Here is a 22960-nt window from a genome sequence, read left to right as displayed (position 1 = left end):
CGCCTCGCGGCGGAAGGCATGGCCGGATGACGACCCGTCAGCGCACGGTCATCCGCACCGGAACCAACGGGTACGTGTACGGCGTGTCCGTGCCGACCGCGAGCGCGGCCGTGTAGGTGCCGGCGGTGTCCACCGCCGTCACGCCCGCATCCAGCCGGACGGTGACGGTCAGGCGCTGGCCGGGGGCGAGCGTATGCGTGACGGGTGTGGCGGACAGCCAGCGGACGTCGGTCGCCGGGACGCAGCTGTCGAGGTCCGGCAGCTGCTCGACGTTCGCGTGGGCGTCGAAGACGCTCGGTGCGCCGCCCACGCGGTAGAACCCGCAGGCGCCACCGGCCCGGTAGAGCGGCGTGGTGGCGGCGGGCAGGGCCGTCCAGGTGCGGGCGGCCGGGTCGTAGGCGTAGCCGGCGCTGGTGACGGCGCCGAGCAGGTTGCTGACCCCGCCGGAGAGGAGGAAGCGGCCGTCGGCGGTGGTGGCGGCCGAGGCCCACAGGTCGATGGGAAGGTCGGTGATCGGAGTCCACGCGGCGGTGGCCGGGTCGTAGGCGTAGCCGTGCCGCGTACCCTCCACCACGGTGGTGCCGCCCGCGCAGTACAGGATGCCCGAGACGGCGCCGCAGCCGAGCCAGGAGATGGCCTCGGGGTAGGGCGTGGTGGTGGCCCAGGTGTCGGTGGCCGGGTCGTAGACCTGCACTGCGGTGGCGCCGGTGCAGTAACCCTGGCCGCAGCCGCCGACCAGGTACCACTTGCCGTCGAGCGTGGCGGAGGCCGCTGCCGCGTACCCGGCGGGCACCGGGGCGGCGGTGGACCAGGTGCGGTGCTGCGGGTCGTAGACCTCGGTGGTGGTCACGGTGCCGCCGTCCGCTGTCCAGCCGCCGGTGACGTACAACTTGCCGTTCAGGAAGGCGGACTGGGGTGACTCACGGGGGGTGGGGTGACCGCCGGGGATCGCCGTCCAGGCGGCGGTGACGGGGTCGTAGACGTAGCCGCCGGACAGGACGGAGGTGCCGTCGGTGCCGCCGACCGAGTAGACGCGGCCGTCCGGGCCGGTGGCGACGGCGTTGTCGATGACGGGGGTGGGGTAGTCGGCGAGGGAGGTCCAGGCCGAGGCGGCGGGGGTCACATCCGTGGACGTGGATGCGGACGCGGAAGGGGTCTTCGGCTTCGGCTTCGTCTTCGTCAGCCGGTCTGGGGTGTAGTCACCGGGGACGTACTTCGGAGCTGCCGCGCCGGCCGTCTTCGCCGTCGGGATGTCCCCGGACCGCTCGGTGAGGCTGACGGTGAGCGGGGCCGAGCCGGTGTTGCGCAGGGTGAACTGGGCGGTGGTGGCTTTCCCCTTGCGTACGGTCTTGTCGACCGCCGCCGGGCTGATCGCCAGCTGTCCGGCGCGCAGCACCGCGTCGAGGCGGGCGGCGTGGTCGGCCTTGACGTTCACCTTCCTCGTCGCCGTGGTGTAGTGCTCGGCGCTGAACGCGACCTGCTGACGGCCCGTCCGCGGCGCGAAGCGTACGTACGAACCGTCGCCCGCCGTGGTCGCCTTGGCGCCGGTCCTGCCGCTCACCGTCGCACCGCTCAGCTGCCGGCCGGTGTTGCGGTCCGTCACCGTCCCGTACAGCAGCGCGCCCGGCACCGGCTTGCAGGTCATGCCGCCGAAGGCGACGTCGTCGACCTGCCAGTAGTAGGCGTAGTCGCCGTTGTAGCGGAACCGCACCTGGACGGCGGACTTCCCCGCCGCGTCCGGGAGGGCGATGCTCTGCGTCCCGGGGCCGGCGGAGTCGGTGTCGCGGTGCCAGACCGTGGACCAGGTCGTGCCGCCGTCGACGCTGAGGTCGACGTCGGCCTTGGAGTCGTCGTCGAACGGCTTGTAGAAGGTGCCGAAGCGGACCGCGGGCGTGTCGTGGCCGGTCAGGTCGAGGATCGGGGAGAGGAGGGAGGTGTTCTGCCGGTCGCCGGAGTAGCCGCTGTCGGCGATGGCGAAGTCGCCCGAGCCGCCGGTGAGGTTGCCGCGCCCGGCCGGGTCGTCGAAGCGCCAGGTGTGACCGCTGCCGGTGACGCTCCACCCGGCGGGCGCCTGAGTGCCGTCGAAGGTCTCGGTGGCCTCGCTGAACGTCTGCTTGTAGCCGGGCGCCACGCAGGCGGCCGCGTCGACCGGGATGCCGAAGTCCTTGCGGCCGGCCTTGGCGCTCACCGTCAGGTCGGCCGTCGTGACCTGGTAACCGGTGTAGACCGGGTCGACCTGCAGGGTGTAGGTGCTGTTGGCGGGCAGTTCGAGGGTGTAGCGGCCGGTCGCCGGGTCGGTGTACGTCCGGGTGGACGGCTCACCGGTGACCTGGATGCCCGCGGAGAGCGGCCAGCCGTGTCCGGAGCCGTCCCGGATCCGACCGCTGACGGTGACCAGGGGCTGGGCGGTGAGGGTGAAGTCCCGGGCCACGGTCGCGTCGTCGCCGACCCCGACGGCGGCCGGTGTGGTGCTGCCGTAGCCGAACTTGGCGGCCGTCACGTCGTACGTGCCCGCCGGGAGCGTCATGTCGTAGGTGCCGTCGGTGCCGGTCGTCGTGGCGTTCGCGCCGGCCGTGATCCGCACTCCGGCCACCGGGCCGCCGGCGGACGGGTCGGTGACCTTGCCGGTCAACCTGCCGTACGGGCCGGTGGTGAAGGCGGCGGTGCCGTTCGGGGTGCCGAGGCCGGTGGGGCCGTCCCAGCCGGGGCCGGCGGTGCACAGATAGGCGGTGGTGCAGGTGCCGTTGGTGCCGCTGGTCACGTCGTTCAGAGCGCCGCTCGGCGCGCCGTCGCGGGCACCGGTGTGGGCGTACGGGTAGGCGTTGGGGTAGGTCTTCGCGCCCGGCTTCCCGGCGAGCGCGTAGGTGGCGGCGATGATCGGGGCGGATGCGCTGGTACCGCCGTAGACGCCCCAGCCGCGGTCCTCGTAGGTGTTGTAGACGGTGACGCCTGTCGCCGGGTCGGCGACGGCCGACACGTCCGCGTTGGCGCGGTTGGCGCAGCCCCGGTCGGTCTGGAAGGACGGCTTGGGGGAGTAGGCCGAGCAGCCGCTGCCCGCCCCGGTCCAGGCGGACTCGTTCCAGCCCCGGATCGTCCCGGCGTCCCGGCTCAGCGACGTCCCGCCGACGGCCGTGACGTACGGGAGCGTGGCCGGGTAGCTGTTGCCGTAGCCGTTGTCGCCGGTGCTGAAGGTGATCGCCACGCCCGGGTGCTTGTAGTAGTCGTCACCGGGCAGGTCGCCGAACGCGCTCTCGCTCCCGCCCCAGCTGTTGGAGACGTATGCGACGCCGAGCGCGACCGCCGTGTTCTCCGCCTCGCCCAAGCCCTCGATGGACGGCTCGGCGGCCTCGACCAGCAGGATGTGGCAGAGCGGGCAGGCGGCGCTGACCATGTCGAGGTCGAGGGCTATCTCGCCGGCCCAGCCCGCGTCGGGCTGTGGGTACTCGGTGCCGCCGCGCTGGTCGGTCTTGCGGAAGCAGCCGTTTGCGGTGGTGCAGGGCGGCAGGCCGAACTGGGAGCGGTAGACGGCCAGGTCGGCCTCGGCGTTCGGGTTGTCGTAGGCGTCGACGATGGCCACCGTGACCCCGGCCCCGGCAACGTCGGACGGCAGGTCGTAGGCGCTCTGGAGGTCGGCGGGGCCCAACCCGGCGGGGGCCAGCAGGGGTTGGAAGCCTTTGCCGGTCTGCCGGACATCATCGCGGGCGACCGCGAAGCAGGCCATCTGGTTGGGTTTGTCGGGTCTCGCGCAGAGGGGGTGCGTCGGCACAGTCGAGGCCGTCGAGGCGGTGGCGGTCGTGGTGGTTGCCTCGGTGGTGGCGGTGGCGGTGGCGGTCTGGGGGAGTGCCCAGACCAGTGTCATCAGGATGCCGAACAGGGCGGTTAACGCGGCCAGTCGGGTACGGAACAGTCCCACCTTGATCATCTGGGTCCTTTCAGACCTTCATGGGTAGCAGGGAAACGATCAGGCGGGAGCGTAATTCATGTACATGTCACGTGTGTGAAATTGTGCGCTCCTGATTGATCGATTCCACGGCACCCGCCTCACTGGCACCGCCGACCTGCTGATGCTCGCCAGGGCCCGGGCATCGTTAGTGGGTTGAAGCATGAGCAGTTCTCTCGCAGCCATGTCCGAGTCCCTGCTCAACGCCGAGATGGCCTTCGCGGGTGCGGTACGTTGCCCGCCGCGCTGCTGAGCTGCGTTCCGAGGATCCCAGCAGGTCTGCGGAGCAGATCGTCGGTCTGCTCCGCGACGAAGCAGATACCGCGGAAGCGGAGTTCCGGCAGCTTCGAGACCTCGGCTGAGGCTGGTTCTGCGTCGGACGCTTCCGGAGAATGGTGCCGTGGAACGGCGGATTGACTTCTGGCGCGAGCGGCAGATGCTCTGTGGGCGCTGCGATCATCGGTGGCGCGTCGATCTGGACTGGATCGATCGGTGGGAGCAGGCGAAGGAGACCTGCCCCGGCTGCGGCATGGCCTGCGAGCACGAGGGCTCGCCTCGGGTGACGGTCGACCCCGGCGACCCGGCACTCGACGACGACAGGGTCGCGCAGTTCTCGTGGTATCACACGAGCACGCAGGCGGACTGGCCGACGCGGCACTTCGACCCGGCAGCCGTCCTGACTCCCGAGACCCGCAGGATGATGGGCGGAGAGCAGAGGGTTTCCGCGTGGGCCGCGCGCCAGCGGACGAAGGCCCTCCACGTCGGCACGTACGAGGCCGCTGTCCACAACATGCTGCGTCGGATCCGTGACCAGGCCGACCAGCGCAGCCAGTTCTATCTGTATCGGGTCCGTCTGAAGCCATCCATCGTGGTGCGGGAGGGGTGGCTCGTCGACCCCAGCAACTTCGTCGGCGACGTCGTGCTCGACGAGGTCTGCCCGCCAGGCGTCGACGTCGCCCGCTACCTGAACTACCACGAGGATCCGGGAGGGCTCTCGCTCGCGTTGGGGAGGGACGCGATCGCCAGTGTTCAGCGGACGGCGGTTCCGCTCCCCGACACCTGGGATGGCGGCTGGGTGCGCGATGCCGTTGCGGCTCTCGAGGGCGTGAGCGGCACCGTCGTCCCGGCGACCGGCAAGTTGGCCCGCTTCATGCGGCCGTCTTCGTCACGAGCCGTTCTGGGCCGAGAGCTCGGTGCGTTCCTGGCTGGCAGACTGCCGGTCAACCTCCAGGGCCAGTTCGCGTCGGCCGCGGCGTTCGCGGGGGGAGAGGATCCAGAGCAGTGGGCGCGACGGACCAGCGGCCTGTTCGATCTGATCGACGATCCGACTCGCGTGCTGGCTGCGCTCGACCAGCAAGATCCCCGGGAGGTCTGAGAACGGCCTGTCCGCTCCTGAGGGGCAGGAAGCCCGGAGGTCGCTGTCGGTCTTCCAGGTTGGCGCCGCCCTGAGTTGGGAGAGCGGGAGCAGGGGCTTTCGGGTTGGCTGCCGTCGCCGAGGTACCAGGTCGAGCTCTGCCGCCCTTGCCCGACCCGCAGTCGCCGCAGCCAACCGCTTGGTTTGAGGACCGTCTTGTGACGGCCGGGAGTGTCGTCCGGGAGATGCCGGCTTCTTCCGCGGTCTGCCGCTCACTGGCGTGATGCAGGAGGCCGCCCGCGATCTCCGCTAGGTTCAGGTGCGCCCGCAGCACCCGCAGCGCGGTGAGGACCTCGTAGGCATGCTCGGGCATCTCCACGATTCTTGTGCTGGTGACTGAGGATGAGGCGCTGGCCCACACCCGGCGGATGTAGTCCAGGATCGCTGAATCAGATGGTTTGACGGTCTTGCCGGTGTGGCCGCGTTGGTCCGGGTGCGTCGATGACTTCCTGGTCCCCAAGGCCACGGACGGAACGCCCTCGCGTGGAGGTCGTGATTGAGTCCGTGGTGACCAAGCGCCTGGGCGCTCTGCCTGTCGCTGCCGAGTTTCTGCGTCGGCTGGACGTCGCGGGGATCGTCGACGGGCTGCGGCCACCGGATTCGCGGGCGGACCTGACGCACGGCCGGGTGATCGAGGTACTGGTGGCGAACCGGCTGACCGCTCCCGCGCCGCTGTTCCGCGTCGGGGACTGGGCGTACTCGTGTGAGGCCGTCAAGGGTCTTGGTGGAGGCTTATGCGTGTCCCGGTTGGTGCATTGACGGGTCTCATCGGTGTCTTGCTGGGGGTTTCGGTGATCAGCGTCGTTGTTGCGTCCGGCCGGTGCAGCAAAACGTCTCCTCAGGTTTTCCAGCCTGTGCTGTAGCTGTTCGGGATGTCCGTGGTGCCTGTGACCACGGACATCCCGTGCTCGTTTGCCGACCGGCGTCGTGGTGTTCGCCATGTCCAGTCAGGTCGGCGCGGAGGCAACGTGGCACGCAGGCTGTCAATCGGTCAGCTCAGGGTGCAGGAGATCATCCACCGGGACGGACGGCGGTCGCACACGATCGTCCAGCCGGCCGGTGGCGTACACGCGGGGGCCGAGCGGTTCCTGTCGCAGTACGCGGGCACCGGGTCGGACCGGCCGTACGCGTACCTGCTCGTCGACCACTTGCGGTGGCTGGAGCACGAGGGGCTGGCCCCGGAGGAGGTCGGGTTCCGGGACTTGGAGCGGTACATGGGCGCGGTCGGGGCGAAGGTCGCCGCACCGCTGAGGTCGCCGTGGCGGGTGGGCAAGCGTCCGTACGGCGACAGTGCGCTGTCCTCGGCGGCGTCGTGCTTGAAGGGCTTCTACCTGCGTCAGGCCGAGCTGGGTATCAACACCGAGCTGGCCGAGACGCTCGACAAGCGACGGATGCCGACCAGGCAGGACCGGGACCGCGCCCTGCTGGGGCACATCACGAAGGACATGGCGGCGAACCCGCTTGCACCGCGCAGGATCCGCCGTCGGCATCCGAAGATGCTGCCGGACGGCGCCCGCGGGCTGCTGCTACCCGTGGTGAACTCGGCTCGTGACCGGCTGGTCGTCAACTGGCTCAGCGACGGAGGTTTCCGCGTCGGAGAACTGTGTGGGCTGCACCTGTGCGACCTCCACCTGCGGGAAAGAGCCGGCTGCGGCGAGTGCCGCACTCCGCACGTCCACGTGTGTCATCGCGAGGGCCTGCCCAACGGGGCCCGGGCGAAGACGAAACGGCCCTGGGAACTCACGGACGGCACCATCCGGGGCGGGCTCATCAAGCGGGTCAGCCCGGCGATGATCCACGCCTACTTCGACTACCTCACGGGCGAGTACCCGCGCGGCGCCTCCCACGGGATGCTCCTGGTCCAGCAGCACGGAGCGGACCGGGGCCTGCCCTGGGCTCCGGAAGGCGTCCGCAAGATGATCGCGCGGGCCGCGGCCCGGGCGGGTCTGGGCAAGCTCCGCCCCCATGCCTTCCGTCATTCCTTCGCGACCGCGGTCCTCGATGCTTCGGACGGCAACCTCGTGGTGACCCGGGATGCCGGCGGCTGGGCCTCCACACAGGTCGTCGACGAGATCTACGCCCACGTGGACGTCAACGATCCCGTCTTCAACGCCGCGCTGCTGAAGACGTGGGGGGAGTGATGATGGGCTCGACGTCACCGCTCCGCGTCCTGGCTGACCCGGTCCACGCCCGTCGCACTCGCGACAGGCTTGAAGTGCTGACCGCTCTGCTCGGCGGCCCGTCGGTCGATCCGCTCTACCGCGACTCCGTGATCGAATTCCCCCGGACCACCCCGTCTATCGCTGGGCCTGCAAGGTTGCCAGCTGCGGAAACGCAAAATCGTCACGCAGAGACATCTGCAGTCCCCACGAGAGGGAGTGGCTGCGCGCGCGGCATGAAGGTGTCACGCGTCGCGCCTTCCTCAACGATGCCAGGCCAGTCGAGGTCCGGCGGCCCGACCCTGCGGCGGGCACACTCGACCTCCGGGGCCTGCTGCCCCTGACCAGGGCAGAGTTCCAGTGGGGCTTGTTTGCCCACACGCAGCAGGCATCCCGCTACGACTGGCATGCGAGCGAACTCCGCGCCGTCGTCCGCTTCCTCCAGAACCACCGCGTCGCATCACTGTTGGAGCTCGCGCCGACCGGCGAGCACGTCCCCACCCGGCTCGTCGGTGTCCTGCGCGAGATCTCCACCGAACTGCGGATCGTCTACTTCACCCCGGAAGAGACCAAGGAGGCCGGATACATCGAGACCGAGCACTTCGGGGTTCGCTTCCACCGCTCCCGCAGCGACTTCGATCTCACGCCGGTGTCACAGCGGTGGCTGCGTGATCTTCTCTGGGATCACCTCGCCGACCGGCTCCGATCGCCCCAGGGCCCGGCGCGCAGAGGGGGACTGCTCTTCCACGACCGGCGAGCCTGCACCGAACTCAGCGCCTTCCTCGAAGCGGTGGCGCCGGGCGGCGGACACGACCCGGCGCTCCTCACCGAGGAGCACATGCGCCGCTACGTCGCCGACCACAACAAACGCGTCCGGGAAGGCCTGCCGTCCCTCGCCATCCGGGCTGTGAACGGCAAGCCGTCCATTGTCACGGGCAACACCCGCCGGTTCACCTTCAACCACGCCCGCGCGATCTTGAGGAACGCGCTGGACAGCGGCGAGGCCGAGCGGATCGGCCTGCCACGGACGTTCATCACCGCGCTGCCCTACGGGAAGAAGCCAGTCGAAGGCAGGCGCAACCCGTTCCCCGACGAGGTCGCCCAAGCCTTGTCCGACGAGGGAAACCTGGGCCAGCTGGCTGACCGGCACGATCCCAGCGACTGCGGCATCCGGGATGCCTGGGAAGCCCTCGTGTTCACCGGCCGGCGCTGCACCGAGGTGCTGAACCTGCGGCTCGAATGCGTCAGCCGCCACGGCGGACTGCCCCTCCTCTGGCACGACCAGACGAAAGTCGGCAACTACGGCGAAGCGATCCGGATCCCTGAACGGCTCTACCTGCGCATCAAGGAGCGGCAGCTGACGACCATCGCACGCTTCGAGGATCGCCACGGCCGCCCGCCCGCACCGGCCGAGACGAAGCAGATGGCGCTGTTCCCCACGCGCGACCGCAACCCTCACGGGCGGGACTCGATTTCGTACACCCTGTTCCGAGATCGGTTCCAGCAGTGGATCAACGAGCTTGACCTTGGGCGGTGTGTTGCCCACCAGGCCCGTCACACGCTGGCCACCAATCTGCTCCGGCACGGCGCGGGCCTGCACCACATCAAGCAGTACCTCGGGCAGGTCTCCGGCCGCATGGCCGAGCACTACGCACGAGTCGCGTCCTCCGAGATCGAGGACGTCCTGCATCACGTCTGGGTCGCCGGCCCGGGATCCGCGCACCCAGGCAAGCTCCTCACCTCGCCCAGCCAGGGCATGAGCCGCGAGGCCGCCCGCGCGATGGCGGTGGATCTGTCCCGCCGCAGCACCCCCGCAGAGGGCGGGCTCTGCACTTACCAGCCGGTCGTCCGTGGCGACGCCTGCCCCTGGCAGCTGAACTGCGAAGGGTGCGACAAGTTCGTCATGTCCGGCGCCGACCTCCTCTACTGGCACCGGAAACGCGAGCAATGGCGATCGCTCGCGGAGCGGGCCCCGGACGACGCCACCGCCGACTACCTGCACCAGGTCTTCGAGCCGACGTCCCAGGCCATCGACGGCCTGGAGAAGGCACTCGCAGCCCTCGGACTGCTCGACCAGGCCCTGGCCATGGACTTGCGGCGCCCACAGGACTACTTCCAGCGGCTCTGGAGCATCGCGTTCCGCGCTTCCGACCTCGCCGCCGCAGGCGAACAAGACGACGACCCGGACCGGCAACCGGAGGACTCCCGATGACCCAGGCCCTTCCCGCCCCGCGCACAGCACAAGCACTCCAGGCCCGCCAGCAGCGGACCGAGGCCAGCCTCCGCAGGATCAAGGACGCGGTCGCCCACCTGGAGAAGACGAAGACCCCGATCACGGTCTCGGCCGTCGCCCGGCACGCGGACGTCTCCCGCACCTTCCTCTACGAACACCCGCAGGCCCGGACGCTGGTGGAGGAAGCAACGCGTCGGGCAGCCGGCCGCCGGATCCAGGACCGTCACGACGAACTCGCAGAGCGCGAAGCGTCCTGGAGGGAACGGGCCCTGAACACTGAGGACGCACTCAAGGCGACACAGGACGAGGTCCTGAACCAGCGCGCACAGATCGCCGAACTCCTCGGCCAGATCCGCGACCTGCAGACGGAATGGACCGAGGACGACATCGTGCGGATCACCACGGAGAACTCCATGCTCAAGAAACGTGTCCGCGAACTGGAGCAGGAGAACCGGCGGGTGACCGACCGGCTGGCCGCGGCTCGCGACAACGTCCGCTTCGCCGACAAACGCATCGCGGACCTCGAAGCCCAACTCCTCGAAGACGGACAACCGTCTCCCAGGGAGACCTGATCGAGTGAGCCGGCCGCGGTGTCCTAGCTCAGACACCAGCCGAAAAATAGCGGGGTGATCACGTGCTCGCCGCCGTGGCGCCTGCTCGTCGTGTTTGTGCAGCATCCGCATGACGGTGGCGGGCGACCGTCCCAAGCAACGCTCGTGGGTGTTGAAGATGCCCGATGCCGGTGGCAGGGTTTCACCATGTTTCCAAGGTTGCGTCAGCGTGCATTAGCCGGGGTTTTTGTCAGTCTTGCCATGTTAGTAACGGCTTGTTCCTCCAGTAAGCACAGCTCCGCTGACTCCCTGCCGAGCAACCGAGCAGGGACAGCAAGCCCTTCTGCAGAGGCAACCAGAAGCGGCGAGCCGACACCTAGGTTCCGTGACGCGCGGTTCACCCTGGAAGGGGCACCAGGAAAGGATTGCTACCACTCGGTAGTGGACTCCGACGGCAAAGGCCCTGTCGTCCACAACCACGACGACAGCTGGGGCATGATGGACCATCACGACCTTGATATCCACTCCTGTCCGGACGGTGTCACACTGACCATCGCCTGGGGTGGGAGGAAGGTCACCGGCAAGGTGGGCATGCGTGCCTGCGAACAAGCTGTAAACGGCGCAAACGGCGCCGGCCCTGGCGTCAATGGCGTCGACGGCATCGTCAACGAAATGCCGATCTCCAGCCTCCGACCGGGAGATCAATTCTGCGAGTTCAACGGCGCCTCCGCCACCGTCCACCACTTCCGCCTCCTCTCAGTGAACCACTCCACGAGTGAGACCACATGGACGGCGACGGAATGGTCAGACCTCGGCTACAGCGGTTAGGACGCCGGGGGCGAGCCACGGCGAGTCCGCACCCACGTCCCGAACATGTTCGCTATGTTCCTGCCCAGGTCACAGCTCCTCCGGGGACACTCCCAGCCGGAAAAGCGTGCGACACCACCGGAACTCGAAGATGTCCTTGGCGAGACGCCGACGTATCAATCGGGCAGGCGGGCCGGGTGACCGGCCCTCCTACCCGATTGATGCTCCGTCAGAAGAGCAGCTCAGGCTCAACTTCCGAGAAGCATCCTCCGTAGTTACCTACAGCGAGGACCCCGGGGACGACCGTCGGCCACTCCCAGTCGGCGAAGAGCACGACGACACAGACGGCCTGCGCTGACCTGAGCGCACACACGGAAACGCCCCGGTGAGCGTCAGGGAAGTCACAGGGGTCGTCTGGGCCTCGCTGGGCGATTGTCCGCAGGCTGGTTCCGCGCGGCCTGTACGGGCCGGTGCAGGACTGCCTCGACGGCGTCCTGGGTGACTGACGCGTTCCTGAAGTGTGGCTGCTGCTGGTGCGTCGGTTACAGGCGCTTCGCTGTGCGGTCGCGCAGCAGCAGCCACTGACTCGCGTCGGCGCCGCCTGAGCGCGCAGCCGGTCCGTGCAGCAGCACGGTGTAAGCCGTCCTCTCCGCCTTGCTCGGGGCGGCATGCTGGCCTGGCGCCTCCGGGGTCGGGAAGGACCTCGTCATGCCTTTCCAGGCGTTGTCCGCGTTCGGAGTGCTGAGCATCGGCCCTCCTGGGCTCAATAGGGTCAGGCAGTGAAGTACAAGCACGCGTGTGTGCAGCCCCGATAGGGGTTGACCGTCCACTCGAAGGGCATGCGCGAGGCCCCCGGTACCCGGTTCACGATCGAGCGGGCCCGGATCTCGTGGAACGTGATACCTCGGAACTCCGGGGTGTCGAACGTACGGGTGGTCACCGCGTCCGCGCCGAACAGCGCGGCGTCCCGGGCGCGGTCCCCGGCGGGGTCCGCTGTGAGGTTGTCCCAGCGCATGACGCCTCCTCGGTAGCACTGGCCACAGAATAGAACACATGTTCCCTTGATCGTGCGACCCGGTTTTCCACGCACGTCGGAGCGCCCCTTCCGCGCCTCGGCGGGGCCCCGTTCCGCGCCCCCTGGGGGCCCCGATTTGGGGGGTCGGGCCGCCGGGTGGTTGGCTTGCCGCACACCCCGAGTCACCAAGTGCTGGAGGAAGTGCAATGGCGCAGGTCGAGGCCACGACGGAGCGGGTCATCGCGGCGGACGCGGAGGCGGTGTTCGACGCCCTGGCCGACTACAGCGGCACGCGCGCGAAGCTGCTGCCCGAGCACTTCAGCGAGTACGAGGTGCGCGAGGGCGGCGACGGCGAGGGCACCCTCGTCCACTGGAAGCTCCAGGCCACCAGCAAGCGCGTGCGCGACTGTCTCCTCGAGGTGACCGAGCCCACCGACGGTGAGCTCGTCGAGAAGGACCGCAACTCCTCCATGGTCACCACCTGGCGGGTCACCCCGGCCGGCGAGGGCAAGTCCCGCGTCGTCGTCACCACCGTCTGGGACGGCGCGGGCGGCATCGGCGGCTTCTTCGAGAAGACCTTCGCGCCCAAGGGCCTCGGCAGGATCTACGACCTGGTGCTCGACAAGCTCGCCGCCGAGACGCAGAAGTAGCCGGGACGCACGCCTCTTTGGCGGCCGCACGGCCCAAGAGGCAACTCTCCGGGGCGCGTTGTCATCCTCACCGGTTCGAGTGGATCTCCTCGCGACGCGGCGGTACGCCGTAACTCGTCGCGCTTGCTCACAGTTGTCGCGATAAGCGGGAATTGTGCGGTGGGCGCGACGAGGGGAGCGGTACGTGGGCGGGATCACTCTGGTGCAGGACGAACCGGCTGCCGCGCCTCCGCGGCACTCGCCTCCACCGGCCCCCGGGACCGCCCGGCCGAGCCCGCGCCAGGTGCGGCTGGTCTTCTTCGGGCTCATGCTCGCGCTGCTGCTCGCCGCTCTCGACCAGATGATCGTGGCCACCGCGCTCCCGAAGATCGTCGGTGAGCTGCACGGCCTGGGCAGGATGTCCTGGGCGATCACCGCCTATCTGCTCACCTCCACCGTCGGACTCCCCGTCTACGGCAAGCTCGGCGACCTCTTCGGCCGCAAGGGCGTCTTCCAGTTCGCGATCGTCGTCTTCGTGGCCGGTTCGGCGTGCTCGGGACGAGCCCAGAGCATGGACCAGCTGATCGCCTTCCGCGCGATCCAGGGGGTCGGTGCGGGCGGCCTCATGATCGGCGTGCAGGCGATCATCGCGGACATCGTGCCGCCCCGCGAGCGCGGCCGCTTCATGGGCCTGATCGGCGCAGCCTTCGGCCTCGCCTCGGTCGCCGGGCCCCTCCTGGGCGGCTATTTCACCGACCACCTCTCCTGGCGCTGGTGCTTCTACATCAACGTGCCCTTCGGCCTGCTCACCCTGGCCGTCGTCACCGTCGTGCTGAAGCTGCCCAGGCCCCCCGCGCGCGGACGCGTCGACGTACTCGGTGTGCTGCTGCTGGCCGCCGCGTCGACCTGCCTGGTCCTGCTGACCAGCTGGGGCGGCACCGAGTACGCCTGGGGCTCACGGGTCATCATGGGGCTCGGCGCGGGCGCGCTCGTCGCGACCGTCCTCTTCTTCGTCGCCGAGCGCTTCGCCACCGAACCCCTCATCCCGCCGAGGCTGTTCAAGGACGGCGTCTTCAACATCACCGCCCTGGTGGGGCTCGTCATCGGCGTCGCCCTCTTCGGAGCGGCCAGCTATCTGCCGACCTTCTTGCAGATGGTCGACGGGGCCAGCGCCACCGAGTCCGGACTCCTCATGCTCCCCATGATGGGCGGCATCGTCGGCGCCTCCATCGTCTGCGGGCAGCTCATCAGCCGTACCGGCCGCTACAAGATCTATCCGGTCCTCGGCAGCGCCCTGTCGGTCCTCGGCATGTGGCTGCTGTCCCGCCTCGAAGTCGACACGCCCCGCCTGCAGTACAGCATCTGGATGGCCATCCTCGGCGCGGGCATCGGCATGGTGATGCCGGTGCTGGTCCTCGCCGTGCAGAACTCCGTGCGCCCCGCCGACCTCGGCACCGCGACCAGCGCCAACAACTACTTCCGGCAGATCGGCGGCAGCGTCGGCGCCGCCGTCTTCGGCACGCTGTTCGCCCATCGGCTCTCGGACGCGCTCGCCGACCGCCTGCCCCCACGCACCGGCCTGCCCGACCCCGAGTCCATCACCCCGCAGCTCGTCCACACCCTGCCCGAGGCCCTGCGCGACGACTACATCCGCGCCTACGCGGACGCCATGCCGCGGATCTTTCTCTACCTCGTCCCGGTGCTCGTCCTGGGCCTGCTCATCGCCTGCTTCCTCAAGGAGAAACCGCTGGTGTCCCACAACGCCCCCATCGCCGACCCGGAGACCACACGGGTGAACGCCCCGATCCCGCAGGCCCGTTCGTCCCACGCCGCCGGGATCCCCGTCTGCGGCACCGTGCAGCACCCCGACGGGACCGTCGTGCCGCGCGCCGCGCTCACCCTCATCGACATCGCCGGACAGCAGATCGGGCGGGGCGCCAGCGGCGAGGACGGGCGGTACGCGCTGTCCACGCCCGGATCGGGGTCGTACGTCCTGATCGCCGCGGCCGGCGGTCACCAGCCGCAGGCCGTCTCGGTGACCATCGGCGAGCGTCCCGTGGAACTGGACGTCGTCCTCGGCGGCGCCGGGCGCCTCGCCGGGAGCGTGCTGACCGCGGACGGCACCCCCGTGCGCGACGCCACCGTCACGCTCACCAACGTCCACGGGGAAGTCGTGGCCACCACCCGCAGCGGGCGCGAAGGCGGCTATGTCATCACGGAGCTGGTGGCGGGCGAGTACACCCTCGCCGCCAGTGCGCCCGCGTTCCGCCCGGCCGCCCTCCCCGTCAGCGTGCAGGCCTCGCGCGAGACCCGCCAGGACGTCGAACTCGCGGGCGGCGCCGTGCTGCGCGGCACCGTGCGGGCCGGCGGCGGCCGACCCGTCGAGGACGCGCGGGTGACGCTCCTGGACGCCGCGGGCAACGTGGTGGACACGCTCACCACCGGTGCGGACGGGGCGTTCCGGTTCGTCGACCTGTCCTCCGGCGAGTACACCGTCATCGCGGCGGGCTATCCGCCGGTGGCCACCGTGCTGCAAGTGGCCGGTGGGGGGCGCACGGAGCGGGATCTGCAGCTCGGCCACGAAGACTGAACGGCCGCCGCGGGAACCTTCGCGGAGGCGGGCGGTGCGCCGGAGCCGCCCCCTGGAAAGGTCAATTCCCGTATTGCCACACATCGCGACGGGCCGCAGCCGTACGGTAGTGAAGGCGGCACAGATCTTGCGGAGCCGTGGGGAGGAAGGGCCTCGGCCATGGACAGCGGCACAGCAAGTGGCACGGAAAGTGGCACCGCGAGTGGCACCGAACTGGGCGCACCTCTCAGCCGCGGAGCTGGGGACGGCGTGGTGGAGCGGACCGGAGCCGGGCGCATCCCACTGGCCGTGGTGGTCGTCGACCGCGACGGACTGGTGTCGCACTGGAGCGCCGGCGCCCGGCGGCAGTTCGGCGTGTCCAAGGAGGACGCGGTGGGCCGCCCCGCCGTCGACCTGCTCCCCGTCTCCGGCGCGCTCCCCGAAGAGGACGAGATCGGGCCCTACGGGGCGTACGCGGCGTACGACGGACTCGGCCCCGGCCTGGAGTCCTCCCTCGGCGGACGGTTCTCCTACCCGGCCGCAGGACGCGCCCGGCTCACCGTGCCCGAGCGGGACCGCGTGGACGTCCTGTGGTGGGCGTACCCGCTGGTCGGCCCCGGACCGGAGCGGCTGCTCGTGCTCGCCGCCGACGCCGACGCGCTGCGCCACGAGGACGAAGAGATGGCGATCGAGCGCATCGCGCCCGGCTTCGCGCTGCACACCGACTTCCCCGGCGCCGAGGAACTGGCCCGCAGACTGCCCGAGATCCTGCCCAGCATGAGCGTGGGCGAGGGCGCCCGCATCGTCTCCCAGGTACTCGAACTGGGCTACCCCGTACTGGAGTTCAGTCAGAACGACCGGGTGCCGGTGACTCCCGACTGGGGTGTGCCCCGGCGCGCCGAACGCAAGGCGCGCCGTGAGCGGGCGCAGCGCGCGGCGGCCACCGGCGAGCTCCCGCCGCAGGAGCTCCAGGACGAGGAGGGCGAGGACCTCGAGTACGTCGCAGTCCGCGAGCGCCTGGAGTTCCTCAACGAGGTCAGCGGGCGCATAGGTACCTCGCTCGACCTCGCGCAGACGATCCTCGAGGTCAGCCGGGCCGTGGTGCCGCGTTTCACGGACGTGGCGGGCACCTATCTGCGCGAACAGGTCGTCGCCGGTGAGGGTTTCCCCGACGGTGTGCCCGACACGACCACCATGTGGCACCGCGTCGCTGTCGAGCACACCGACGAGCCGGGCCGCTGGGACGACGTCGTGCCGGTCGGCGAGGCCATGCCGTTCCCCGCGCACACACCGTTCTTCCAGTGCATGACCACCGGTGAACCCGTCCTCGTGCCGCGCATCAGCGAGCAGATGGGGCACATGATCGCCGCGCAGTTCGAGAAGCGCGACATCAGGCCGCTCATCACCAACCGCTCCATGCTGGTCGTGCCCCTGAAGGCCCGCAACGTGGTGCTCGGGTTCATGATCCTGCTGCGCCACCCGGAGCGCGTCGAGTTCAACGACATGGACCGGGTCACCGGAGCCGAACTCGCGGCCCGCGCGGGTCTCGTCCTCGACAACGCGCGCATGTACACCTACCAGGAGAGCGTCGCCGAGACCCTCCAGGACAGCATGCTGCCGCACATCGCGCCCCGCATGGCCGGCTGTGACATCGCCACCCGCTATCTGCCCGGCACTCTGCTGGGACGCGTCGGCGGCGACTGGTTCGACTCGGTGAAACTGCCCGGCTCCCGTACCGCCCTCGTCGTCGGCGACGTGATGGGCCACGGCCTCAACTCGGCCGCGATGATGGGCCAGTTACGTACGGCGGTGCAGACCATGGCGGCGCTCGACCTGCCGCCCGCCCAACTCCTGCGCAGTCTCGACGATCTGGCCCAGCGGCTCGGTGAGCACTACCTCGCGACCTGTCTGTACGCGGTCTACGACCCCATCGCCGGCGAGCTGCACATCGCCAACGCGGGCCACATCCCGCCCGTCCTGGTCCGTGCCGAGGACGGCCACAGCGAACTGCTCGACCTGCCGACCGGCGCGCCCATCGGGGTCGGCGGCGTGCCCTTCGAGGCGGTACGCGTGCCGGTGGCGCCCGGCGACCGGCTCGTGATGTGCACCGACGGCCTGGTCGAGGTGCGCGGCGAGGACATCGGTGTCGGCCTCGCCACGCTCTGCGAGTCCGCCGCCCACCCGGCCGCGTCCATGGACGGCGCCTGCGACACGATCATCCGCGCCCTCAACACCTGTGGCGGCCGCAAGGACGACGTGGCGCTGCTGATGGCCAGGCTCAACGGCATCGAACCCGAGGACGTCGCCGAGTGGCGGCTCTCGCTCGACCCGGTCGAGGCCGGCCGGGCCCGCACCGTGGTCCGCGAGCAGCTCCACGACTGGGGCCTGGCCCGGCTGGCCGACCCGGCCGAGTCGATGGTCGGCGAGCTGGTGGCCAACGCCGTACGGCACACGCACAGCCGCCGGATCGAACTGCGGCTCGTGCGTGGCGACACCCTGCTGTGCGAGGTGGCCGACGACGACCACACCCTGCCGACGCTGCTCAGCGCGAGCCCCGGCGACGAGTTCGGCCGCGGTCTGCGTATCGTCAGCACGCTGGCCCGCGAGTGGGGCACGAGCCGCACCAGCGCCGGCAAGACCGTGTGGTTCGAGCTGACCCTGCCGAGGCGCTGACCCGGGGGCGCGTACCGGCGTACACGGATCGAAATGAACCGTGCAGGAATGCGCCGCATGCTTGTCGACGCACGCCCGGCGCGATAGACCGATCCCGCCCGCCATCCTCGGCGGGCCGCGGCGGCGACCTGGGGAGCGGGCATGAGCGTGACACATCGGTACAGGGAGGCCTGGGAGGGCTTCTGGCGCGAGGCCCCCGACGAGCAGGGAGCCGTCTTCTGGGACGCGGACCCCGCACTGACCGCGGGTGTCCACCTCGCCCTCTTCGAGCCGTACCTGTCGGCTCACGATCTGCCGGTCGTGGACCTGGGCTGCGGCAACGGCACCCAGACCCGCTTCCTGGCCGACCGCTTCCGGCATGTGGTCGGCGCCGACCTCGCGGACGCCGCGCTCGAACACGCCCGCCTCGCCGATCCGGCGGGCCAGGCGACGTACCGGCGGCTCGACGCGGCCGAGAAGACCGAGGCGCAGACCCTGCACGCGGAGCTGGGCGACGCTAACGTCTACATGCGGGGCGTGCTCCACCAGTGCGAGCCGGACGACCGCCAGCCGCTGGTGGACGCCCTCGCCACCCTGGTGGGGGAGCGCGGCCGGGCCTTTCTCGTCGAACTCTCCGAAGCCGCCCGGCCGGTCCTGATGGGCCTGGCCCGGAGCTCTGACGGACCACCGGCCAAGCTGGCCCCCATCTTCCGGCACGGCATCGCGCCCGGCGAGGTGTCCGACGACGCGGTCCCCGACTACCTCCGTGCGGCGGGCCTGACCGTCCTCGCGAGCGGTGAACTGCCACTCGTGACAACCGAGTTCACGCCCGACGGCGCGCGGATCGAGCTGCCGTCGAAGTGGCTGGTGGCCGGGCGCACGGCCGGCTGAGCCGGGCACACGGGTACGGCGTCACCTGCCGGTCGGTGACGCCGTACCCCTTCATGGTGGCCGTTGGGTCAGTGGCCGGGCCAGCCGTCCAGGTGACGGTGGACCGCGACGGCGGGCGCGTCCGGGGCCTTCGGTGCGCCAGCCACCGCGTCGTGCAGGACGGCGGTGACCTCCGCGGCCAGCGAGTCGGCCTTCGTCTTGAGGTCGGCGGCCGGGATGTCGGACCGGGTCAGGTCGTCCAGCCTGCGGTGGATGTCGGCGAGCTTGTGCTGCGCGGTGGCGTCCAGGGTGAACGGACGGGCGGTGGCCACCACGAACTGGTAGGCGCCGGCGAGGGTTTGGCAGCCGTCGCAGTGCTCGTTGGTCGCGTCGCTGAGGTTCACCGCGTTCAGGTGGGTGTTCTGGCCCGCCAGCGTGACGATCTGGAAGGACAGCGCGACCGACCGGCAGTGCGCGTCGACCGAGCAGCCGACGGAGATCGCGCCTGCCTGGTTGCGTACACCCACCGCCTTCGCCGTGCCGAGCTGCCGCACGGTGAAGGAGTCCTTGACCTGGGTCGGATGCGCCCGGTCGGCGTGACTGAAGGTGTGGTCCTCCGCGACGGCGTGGCGGGCGACCGTGCCCGCCGCCGCGGTGGCGGCCTGGGCCGGGACCGCGGCGGCGATACCGGCCGCGCCGGCCGCGAACAGGCCTACGCGCATGGCTCGTCGGGAGAGGCTCCGGCCGACTGGGCGAGGCTTGCGGTGCGTGTTCGGATGGGTACTCACATGGGTCTCCTGCGGTCGTGGTTCGGCGGGACGACGGCCACCGGGCGGTGATCGCCGAGGGCGGTCACGGGGTGGCCGGGCTCGGTGCGCCGGTCGCGCTGACGGATTCGGTCGGCGTCGGCGGATCCGTCGAGGGCGCCGGTGCGGACGACGAGACGGACGGCGACGGGCCGGGCGGCTCGGACGGACCCGCGGGCGGACCGGCCGAGACGGAACCCGTCGTGCCCGGACCGCCGGCCGGTGTGGTCGGCTTGTTGGACGGGGAGGCGCCGGGTGACGTGGACGCGCTGGCGTCCGCGCTGGGCGAGGCCGACGCGCTCGGCGCGGTGGCGGCCGTGGAGCCGGAGGACGCGGCGCCGGACGGCAGGGCCGCCGAGGTGTCGGACGGGGACGTGTGCGGCCGGGGCGCGGTCGCGGGCCGGGCGGGCGGCTCGGCCGTGGACACGCCGGGCTGGAGGATCGGCGCGATCGGTGGACGCTTCGGCAGCGGCTCGGGTGTCACACCGGACACCCACGCGTAGCTCAGCGAGCCGAGGCCCAGCAGTGCCAGCGCGCACAGCGCCACCCGCAGCCCGGGCTTGTCCGCCGTCGACCGCTTCGCGGCGCGGAAGACCCGGCCGCCCATTTTGAGCGACAGATAGACCACGCCGGCCATCGGGCACAGCAGCATGAAGCAGCCGATCACGCCCATCAGGGCCGCGGCGATCTGACCGCCCGCGAAGGCGTCCCCGGTTCCCACGACCTGGTCGGTGAGCGAGCGAACCATCGTCGCGACGATCCGCGGCAGGTTCCACAGCGCGTACCCGAGCTCGCCGATCAGCAGCGGCACCATGGTGAGGACCCAGGTGGTGATGATGGTCCGGGACGACTTCTTGAGCCCGACGACCTCGGCGCGCGCCGCCTTGCCGCGCCGGCCCGGCACCGTGCTGAGCAGAATCGGTTTGATCTTGCCGTAGAGGTCCGGGACGCCGGCCAGGTCGCCGAGGATGTAGTAGCCGTCGAGCCGGACGGCCGGCATCAGCTGCTCCAGGATCTCGAAGTGCCCGAGATAGACCGTGGCCAGGAAGAACTGCTGCCCGGTGGCGAAGTACGCGCCCGCCATCCCGAGCATGAAGACGACGTTGAAGTACACCCCGCCCAGGTCGGTACGGAGCCGTCCGGCCCGGCCGATCCGGTAGATGTCCGTCACGTCGGTGTACATGGACGGCCAGATGAGGAAGAGCCCGCAGCCGATGCAGCCCGGCCGTGCGCCCCCGTATCTGCACGCCGAGGCGTGGCCGAACTCGTGGAAGACCAGCGAGGCCACGGTGAGCGCGAACACGACGAGCATCAGGACCGGCTGGTCGAGGACCTGGAGCACGGGTTCCACCGCGCCGAAGAAGCCGAACAGCCAGACGTCCATGGCCACGGCCGCGGCGAGCATCAGCACGACCACCGTGGGGCGGTGCAGCCAGGCCAGCGAGCGGGCGATCCGGCCCGCCCTGCGCTCGTTGAAGATGATCCGGTGCCCCTTGAGGGCGAGGAGCAGGTCGGAGCGCGGTACGGAGACCTCGTCCTCCTCCATGCCCTCCGGCACGGTGACGCCGAGCGGGTCGAGTTTCTCCTCGACCAGGAAACGCACGTTGTCGGCGCTGAGCTCGCGGCCGTAGCGGGCGCTGACCCGGTGCGAGATGGTCTCGATGTCGTTCACGCCGTCGATCGCGGAGGCGACCAGGTACAGCAGCCGTGACAGCTGCACGACCTGGCCGTCTCCGCGGCGCGCGATGTACTTCGGCTCGGTGAAGCCCGAACCCTGGTACTCCCCGTGCAGCTTGAGCCCGGAGCTCAGCCGAGGCACCGGCAGCGCCTCGACGCCGGCGCCGACTACCGGCAGGCTTCCCGTGGCGAACTGCTCGTAGGTGACCGGGATTCCCCCCGGTCCCGGCACCGGCGACCCGGTGTCGTACAGCAACGCGGGCCCGTCCCCCAGTGCCGTCATTTTGGTCCTTCCCCCCAATGGCGGACCGCGCCCGCCCCCGGGCGCGGTCCGCCGAACTGCCGTTGTGCGCGGCGGGTGTTACTGCGTGACGTTGATCGCCTGGTTGGCGCTGGACTCGGCCACCGACCAGCTGGAGTGGTCGTTCAGGGCGGCCGACTCGTTGTGGGCGCTGATGTTGGCGACGTGCTTGGTCACGTTGACGGTCTTGCCGAAGCTGAACTTCAGGCGGCCGAGGGCCTCGCGGCCGGGGAGCAGCTCGGCGGACTCGGACTGCAGCTCGTTCATGTCCATGCTCATGGGATGTCCTTTCGGGACGTGGTTCGTTGATGCGGGTGTGGTGATGGCGCAGCGGCGGATGCGGGCGAGCATCCCGTGATGCGGAGGCGGGCGAGCCTCCGGTGCCGATTACTGGTGGACGTTGATGGCCTGCGAGGCGCCCGACGACGCGTCCGACCAGCTGGAGTGGTCGTTCAGAGCGGCCGACTGGTTGGACGCGTCGATGTTGGCGACGTGCTTGGTCACGTTGACGGTCTTGCCGAAGCTGAACTTCAGCCGACCGAGGGCCTCGCGGCCCGGCAGCAGCTCGGCGGTCTCGGTGTCGAGTTCACGGTTGTCCATCATGATCAATTCCCCCTCAGGGATGGGCATTTCCGATCGGACAGAGGCTGGTTCCCCCCAAACTCTGTCCAATCTGGTCGGACGTGCTGTCCAACGAGATTGGACAGTAGTGGCCCTGGAGCTCGCCGCGCAAGCGGTTCGGGGAAAGACTTCTGGGGCCGGAGCGAAGCCCCCCGTAGAATCGATCCCGCTTGGAAGAGTTCCGCCCGGCGGCGAGCAGGAAGTGACCATCGGTGGCCAACGCACTGCAGCAGATCATCAGAGATCGCCTCGACCGCGAAGGCTGGTCCTACGGCGAGGTGGCACGTCGGGGCGGCATTCCGCGCTCCACCGTCCACCACTTGGCCACGGCCGAGCGGGTGGTGCGCATGCCCCAGCCCAGCACGCTGGAGGGGCTGTCCAAGGGGCTTGGACTGTCGTTGGACACCGTGCGGCGGGCCGCCGCGGAGGCGTGTGGCATCCATGTCTACGCGGCCGACGCCCCGCCCGCCGAAGGTGCGCCCGGCGCACCCGCCGACCCCGAGGTCGACCTGCTCATCGCCAGCGTCCAGCAACTCTCGGCAGACGACCGCCGCCATGTCGCCGCCCTGGTCGAATCCTTGCTGGGCCGCGATGCGCGACGCGGCTAGTGCCGCGGCAGGTAACGTTTGCCCGTCAAGGAGCGGCGTCCGGTGCGTGCTCTCGGCGTGCCGGCCGGAAGTCCTCGTACTGGACGTACTTGGGCTTTCGGCCGGTGC

At 70.2% G+C, this 22960-nt stretch carries 17 protein-coding genes and 1 pseudogene; 11 read left to right on the top strand and 7 right to left on the bottom strand.

The genetic code is table 11. From position 1 onward, the window contains the following. Positions 1-37 precede the first annotated feature (37 nt). Entirely contained in the window at positions 38-3922 is a 3885-nt protein-coding gene (locus tag ABZ656_RS30205) for a carboxypeptidase regulatory-like domain-containing protein (RefSeq protein WP_360271770.1), read from the bottom strand. Positions 3923-4340: 418 nt separating this feature from the next. On the opposite strand from ABZ656_RS30205, the gene ABZ656_RS30200 reads away from it, so the two are divergent. From ABZ656_RS30200 to ABZ656_RS30175, 6 genes are all read left to right on the top strand, one after another. Next, positions 4341-5315 carry a hypothetical protein gene (locus ABZ656_RS30200; RefSeq protein WP_360271767.1) on the top strand — a complete coding sequence of 325 codons (975 nt, stop codon included), beginning with the start codon at positions 4341-4343 and terminating at the stop codon, positions 5313-5315. A gap of 522 nt (positions 5316-5837) precedes the next feature. Continuing rightward, positions 5838-6113, top strand: coding sequence for a DUF4277 domain-containing protein (locus ABZ656_RS30195; protein WP_180362169.1), 276 nt, complete (start codon positions 5838-5840; stop codon positions 6111-6113). Positions 6114-6322: 209 nt separating this feature from the next. Continuing rightward, positions 6323-7495: a tyrosine-type recombinase/integrase gene (locus tag ABZ656_RS30190; protein ID WP_360271763.1), complete on the top strand. Its 1173-nt coding sequence runs from the start codon at positions 6323-6325 to the stop codon at positions 7493-7495. 385 nt (positions 7496-7880) lie between these two features. After that, the gene (locus ABZ656_RS30185; RefSeq protein ID WP_360271760.1) at positions 7881-9725 is read left to right on the top strand and encodes a site-specific integrase; all 1845 of its coding nucleotides are present in this window, start codon (positions 7881-7883) and stop codon (positions 9723-9725) included. After that, on the top strand, positions 9722-10318 hold the full coding sequence (locus tag ABZ656_RS30180) for a DUF6262 family protein (protein WP_360271757.1): 597 nt from the start codon (positions 9722-9724) through the stop codon (positions 10316-10318). The genes ABZ656_RS30185 and ABZ656_RS30180 overlap by 4 nt, the downstream gene beginning before the upstream one ends. A gap of 420 nt (positions 10319-10738) precedes the next feature. Further along, on the top strand, positions 10739-11125 hold the full coding sequence (locus ABZ656_RS30175; RefSeq protein ID WP_101401828.1) for a hypothetical protein: 387 nt from the start codon (positions 10739-10741) through the stop codon (positions 11123-11125). 521 nt (positions 11126-11646) lie between these two features. Here the strand turns inward: ABZ656_RS30175 and ABZ656_RS30170 are convergent. Beyond that, the gene (locus ABZ656_RS30170; protein WP_101401830.1) at positions 11647-11853 is read right to left on the bottom strand and encodes a hypothetical protein; all 207 of its coding nucleotides are present in this window, start codon (positions 11851-11853) and stop codon (positions 11647-11649) included. A 35-nt stretch (positions 11854-11888) separates the two neighbouring features. Next, positions 11889-12119, bottom strand: a pseudogene (locus tag ABZ656_RS30165) (radical SAM protein); the annotation flags it as partial. A 206-nt stretch (positions 12120-12325) separates the two neighbouring features. Here ABZ656_RS30165 and ABZ656_RS30160 point away from each other — a divergent pair. From ABZ656_RS30160 to ABZ656_RS30145, 4 genes are all read left to right on the top strand, one after another. Further along, positions 12326-12769 carry an SRPBCC family protein gene (locus tag ABZ656_RS30160; protein WP_101401831.1) on the top strand — a complete coding sequence of 148 codons (444 nt, stop codon included), beginning with the start codon at positions 12326-12328 and terminating at the stop codon, positions 12767-12769. A 184-nt stretch (positions 12770-12953) separates the two neighbouring features. Continuing rightward, the gene (locus tag ABZ656_RS30155) at positions 12954-15338 is read left to right on the top strand and encodes an MFS transporter (protein WP_360271752.1); all 2385 of its coding nucleotides are present in this window, start codon (positions 12954-12956) and stop codon (positions 15336-15338) included. Between the two features lie 159 nt (positions 15339-15497). Next, a complete protein-coding gene (locus ABZ656_RS30150) occupies positions 15498-17990 on the top strand; it encodes a SpoIIE family protein phosphatase (protein ID WP_360271749.1) in 2493 nt (830 codons plus the stop codon). 141 nt (positions 17991-18131) lie between these two features. Then, entirely contained in the window at positions 18132-18860 is a 729-nt protein-coding gene (locus tag ABZ656_RS30145; protein WP_101401834.1) for a class I SAM-dependent methyltransferase, read from the top strand. Between the two features lie 68 nt (positions 18861-18928). On the opposite strand, the gene ABZ656_RS30140 is transcribed toward ABZ656_RS30145, so the two are convergent. The 4 genes from ABZ656_RS30140 to ABZ656_RS30125 form a co-directional block, all read right to left on the bottom strand. Next, positions 18929-19561 (bottom strand): hypothetical protein, encoded by a 633-nt coding sequence (locus tag ABZ656_RS30140; protein WP_101401835.1) that lies wholly within the window; start codon positions 19559-19561, stop codon positions 18929-18931. Positions 19562-19691: 130 nt separating this feature from the next. Next, positions 19692-21605 carry a hypothetical protein gene (locus ABZ656_RS30135; RefSeq protein ID WP_360271744.1) on the bottom strand — a complete coding sequence of 638 codons (1914 nt, stop codon included), beginning with the start codon at positions 21603-21605 and terminating at the stop codon, positions 19692-19694. A gap of 78 nt (positions 21606-21683) precedes the next feature. Next, positions 21684-21902, bottom strand: coding sequence for a hypothetical protein (locus ABZ656_RS30130; protein ID WP_101401837.1), 219 nt, complete (start codon positions 21900-21902; stop codon positions 21684-21686). Positions 21903-22010: 108 nt separating this feature from the next. Beyond that, positions 22011-22229: a hypothetical protein gene (locus ABZ656_RS30125; protein ID WP_067362861.1), complete on the bottom strand. Its 219-nt coding sequence runs from the start codon at positions 22227-22229 to the stop codon at positions 22011-22013. 227 nt (positions 22230-22456) lie between these two features. Here ABZ656_RS30125 and ABZ656_RS30120 point away from each other — a divergent pair, with 227 nt between their 5' ends. Continuing rightward, positions 22457-22852 carry a helix-turn-helix transcriptional regulator gene (locus ABZ656_RS30120; RefSeq protein WP_067362236.1) on the top strand — a complete coding sequence of 132 codons (396 nt, stop codon included), beginning with the start codon at positions 22457-22459 and terminating at the stop codon, positions 22850-22852. The last annotated feature ends 108 nt before the right edge of the window (positions 22853-22960 follow it).

It is taken from the genome of Streptomyces sp. NPDC007095, from assembly GCF_040634475.1.
GTDB lineage: Bacteria > Actinomycetota > Actinomycetes > Streptomycetales > Streptomycetaceae > Streptomyces.
Note: the sequence above shows the minus strand (reverse complement) of the source record. Positions and strands in the feature narration are given on the sequence as shown.

Bases quoted from the DNA above. Each gene is read 5' to 3' on its own strand.
- ABZ656_RS30205 (WP_360271770.1), bottom strand. From the start codon at position 3,922: ATGATCAAGGTGGGACTGTTCCGTACCCGACTGGCCGCGTTAACCGCC.
- ABZ656_RS30180 (WP_360271757.1), top strand. From the start codon at position 9,722: ATGACCCAGGCCCTTCCCGCCCCGCGCACAGCACAAGCACTCCAGGCC.
- ABZ656_RS30170 (WP_101401830.1), bottom strand. From the start codon at position 11,853: ATGCTCAGCACTCCGAACGCGGACAACGCCTGGAAAGGCATGACGAGG.
- ABZ656_RS30160 (WP_101401831.1), top strand. From the start codon at position 12,326: ATGGCGCAGGTCGAGGCCACGACGGAGCGGGTCATCGCGGCGGACGCG.
- ABZ656_RS30150 (WP_360271749.1), top strand. From the start codon at position 15,498: ATGGACAGCGGCACAGCAAGTGGCACGGAAAGTGGCACCGCGAGTGGC.
- ABZ656_RS30145 (WP_101401834.1), top strand. From the start codon at position 18,132: ATGAGCGTGACACATCGGTACAGGGAGGCCTGGGAGGGCTTCTGGCGC.
- ABZ656_RS30140 (WP_101401835.1), bottom strand. From the start codon at position 19,561: ATGCGCGTAGGCCTGTTCGCGGCCGGCGCGGCCGGTATCGCCGCCGCG.
- ABZ656_RS30135 (WP_360271744.1), bottom strand. From the start codon at position 21,605: ATGACGGCACTGGGGGACGGGCCCGCGTTGCTGTACGACACCGGGTCG.
- ABZ656_RS30130 (WP_101401837.1), bottom strand. From the start codon at position 21,902: ATGAGCATGGACATGAACGAGCTGCAGTCCGAGTCCGCCGAGCTGCTC.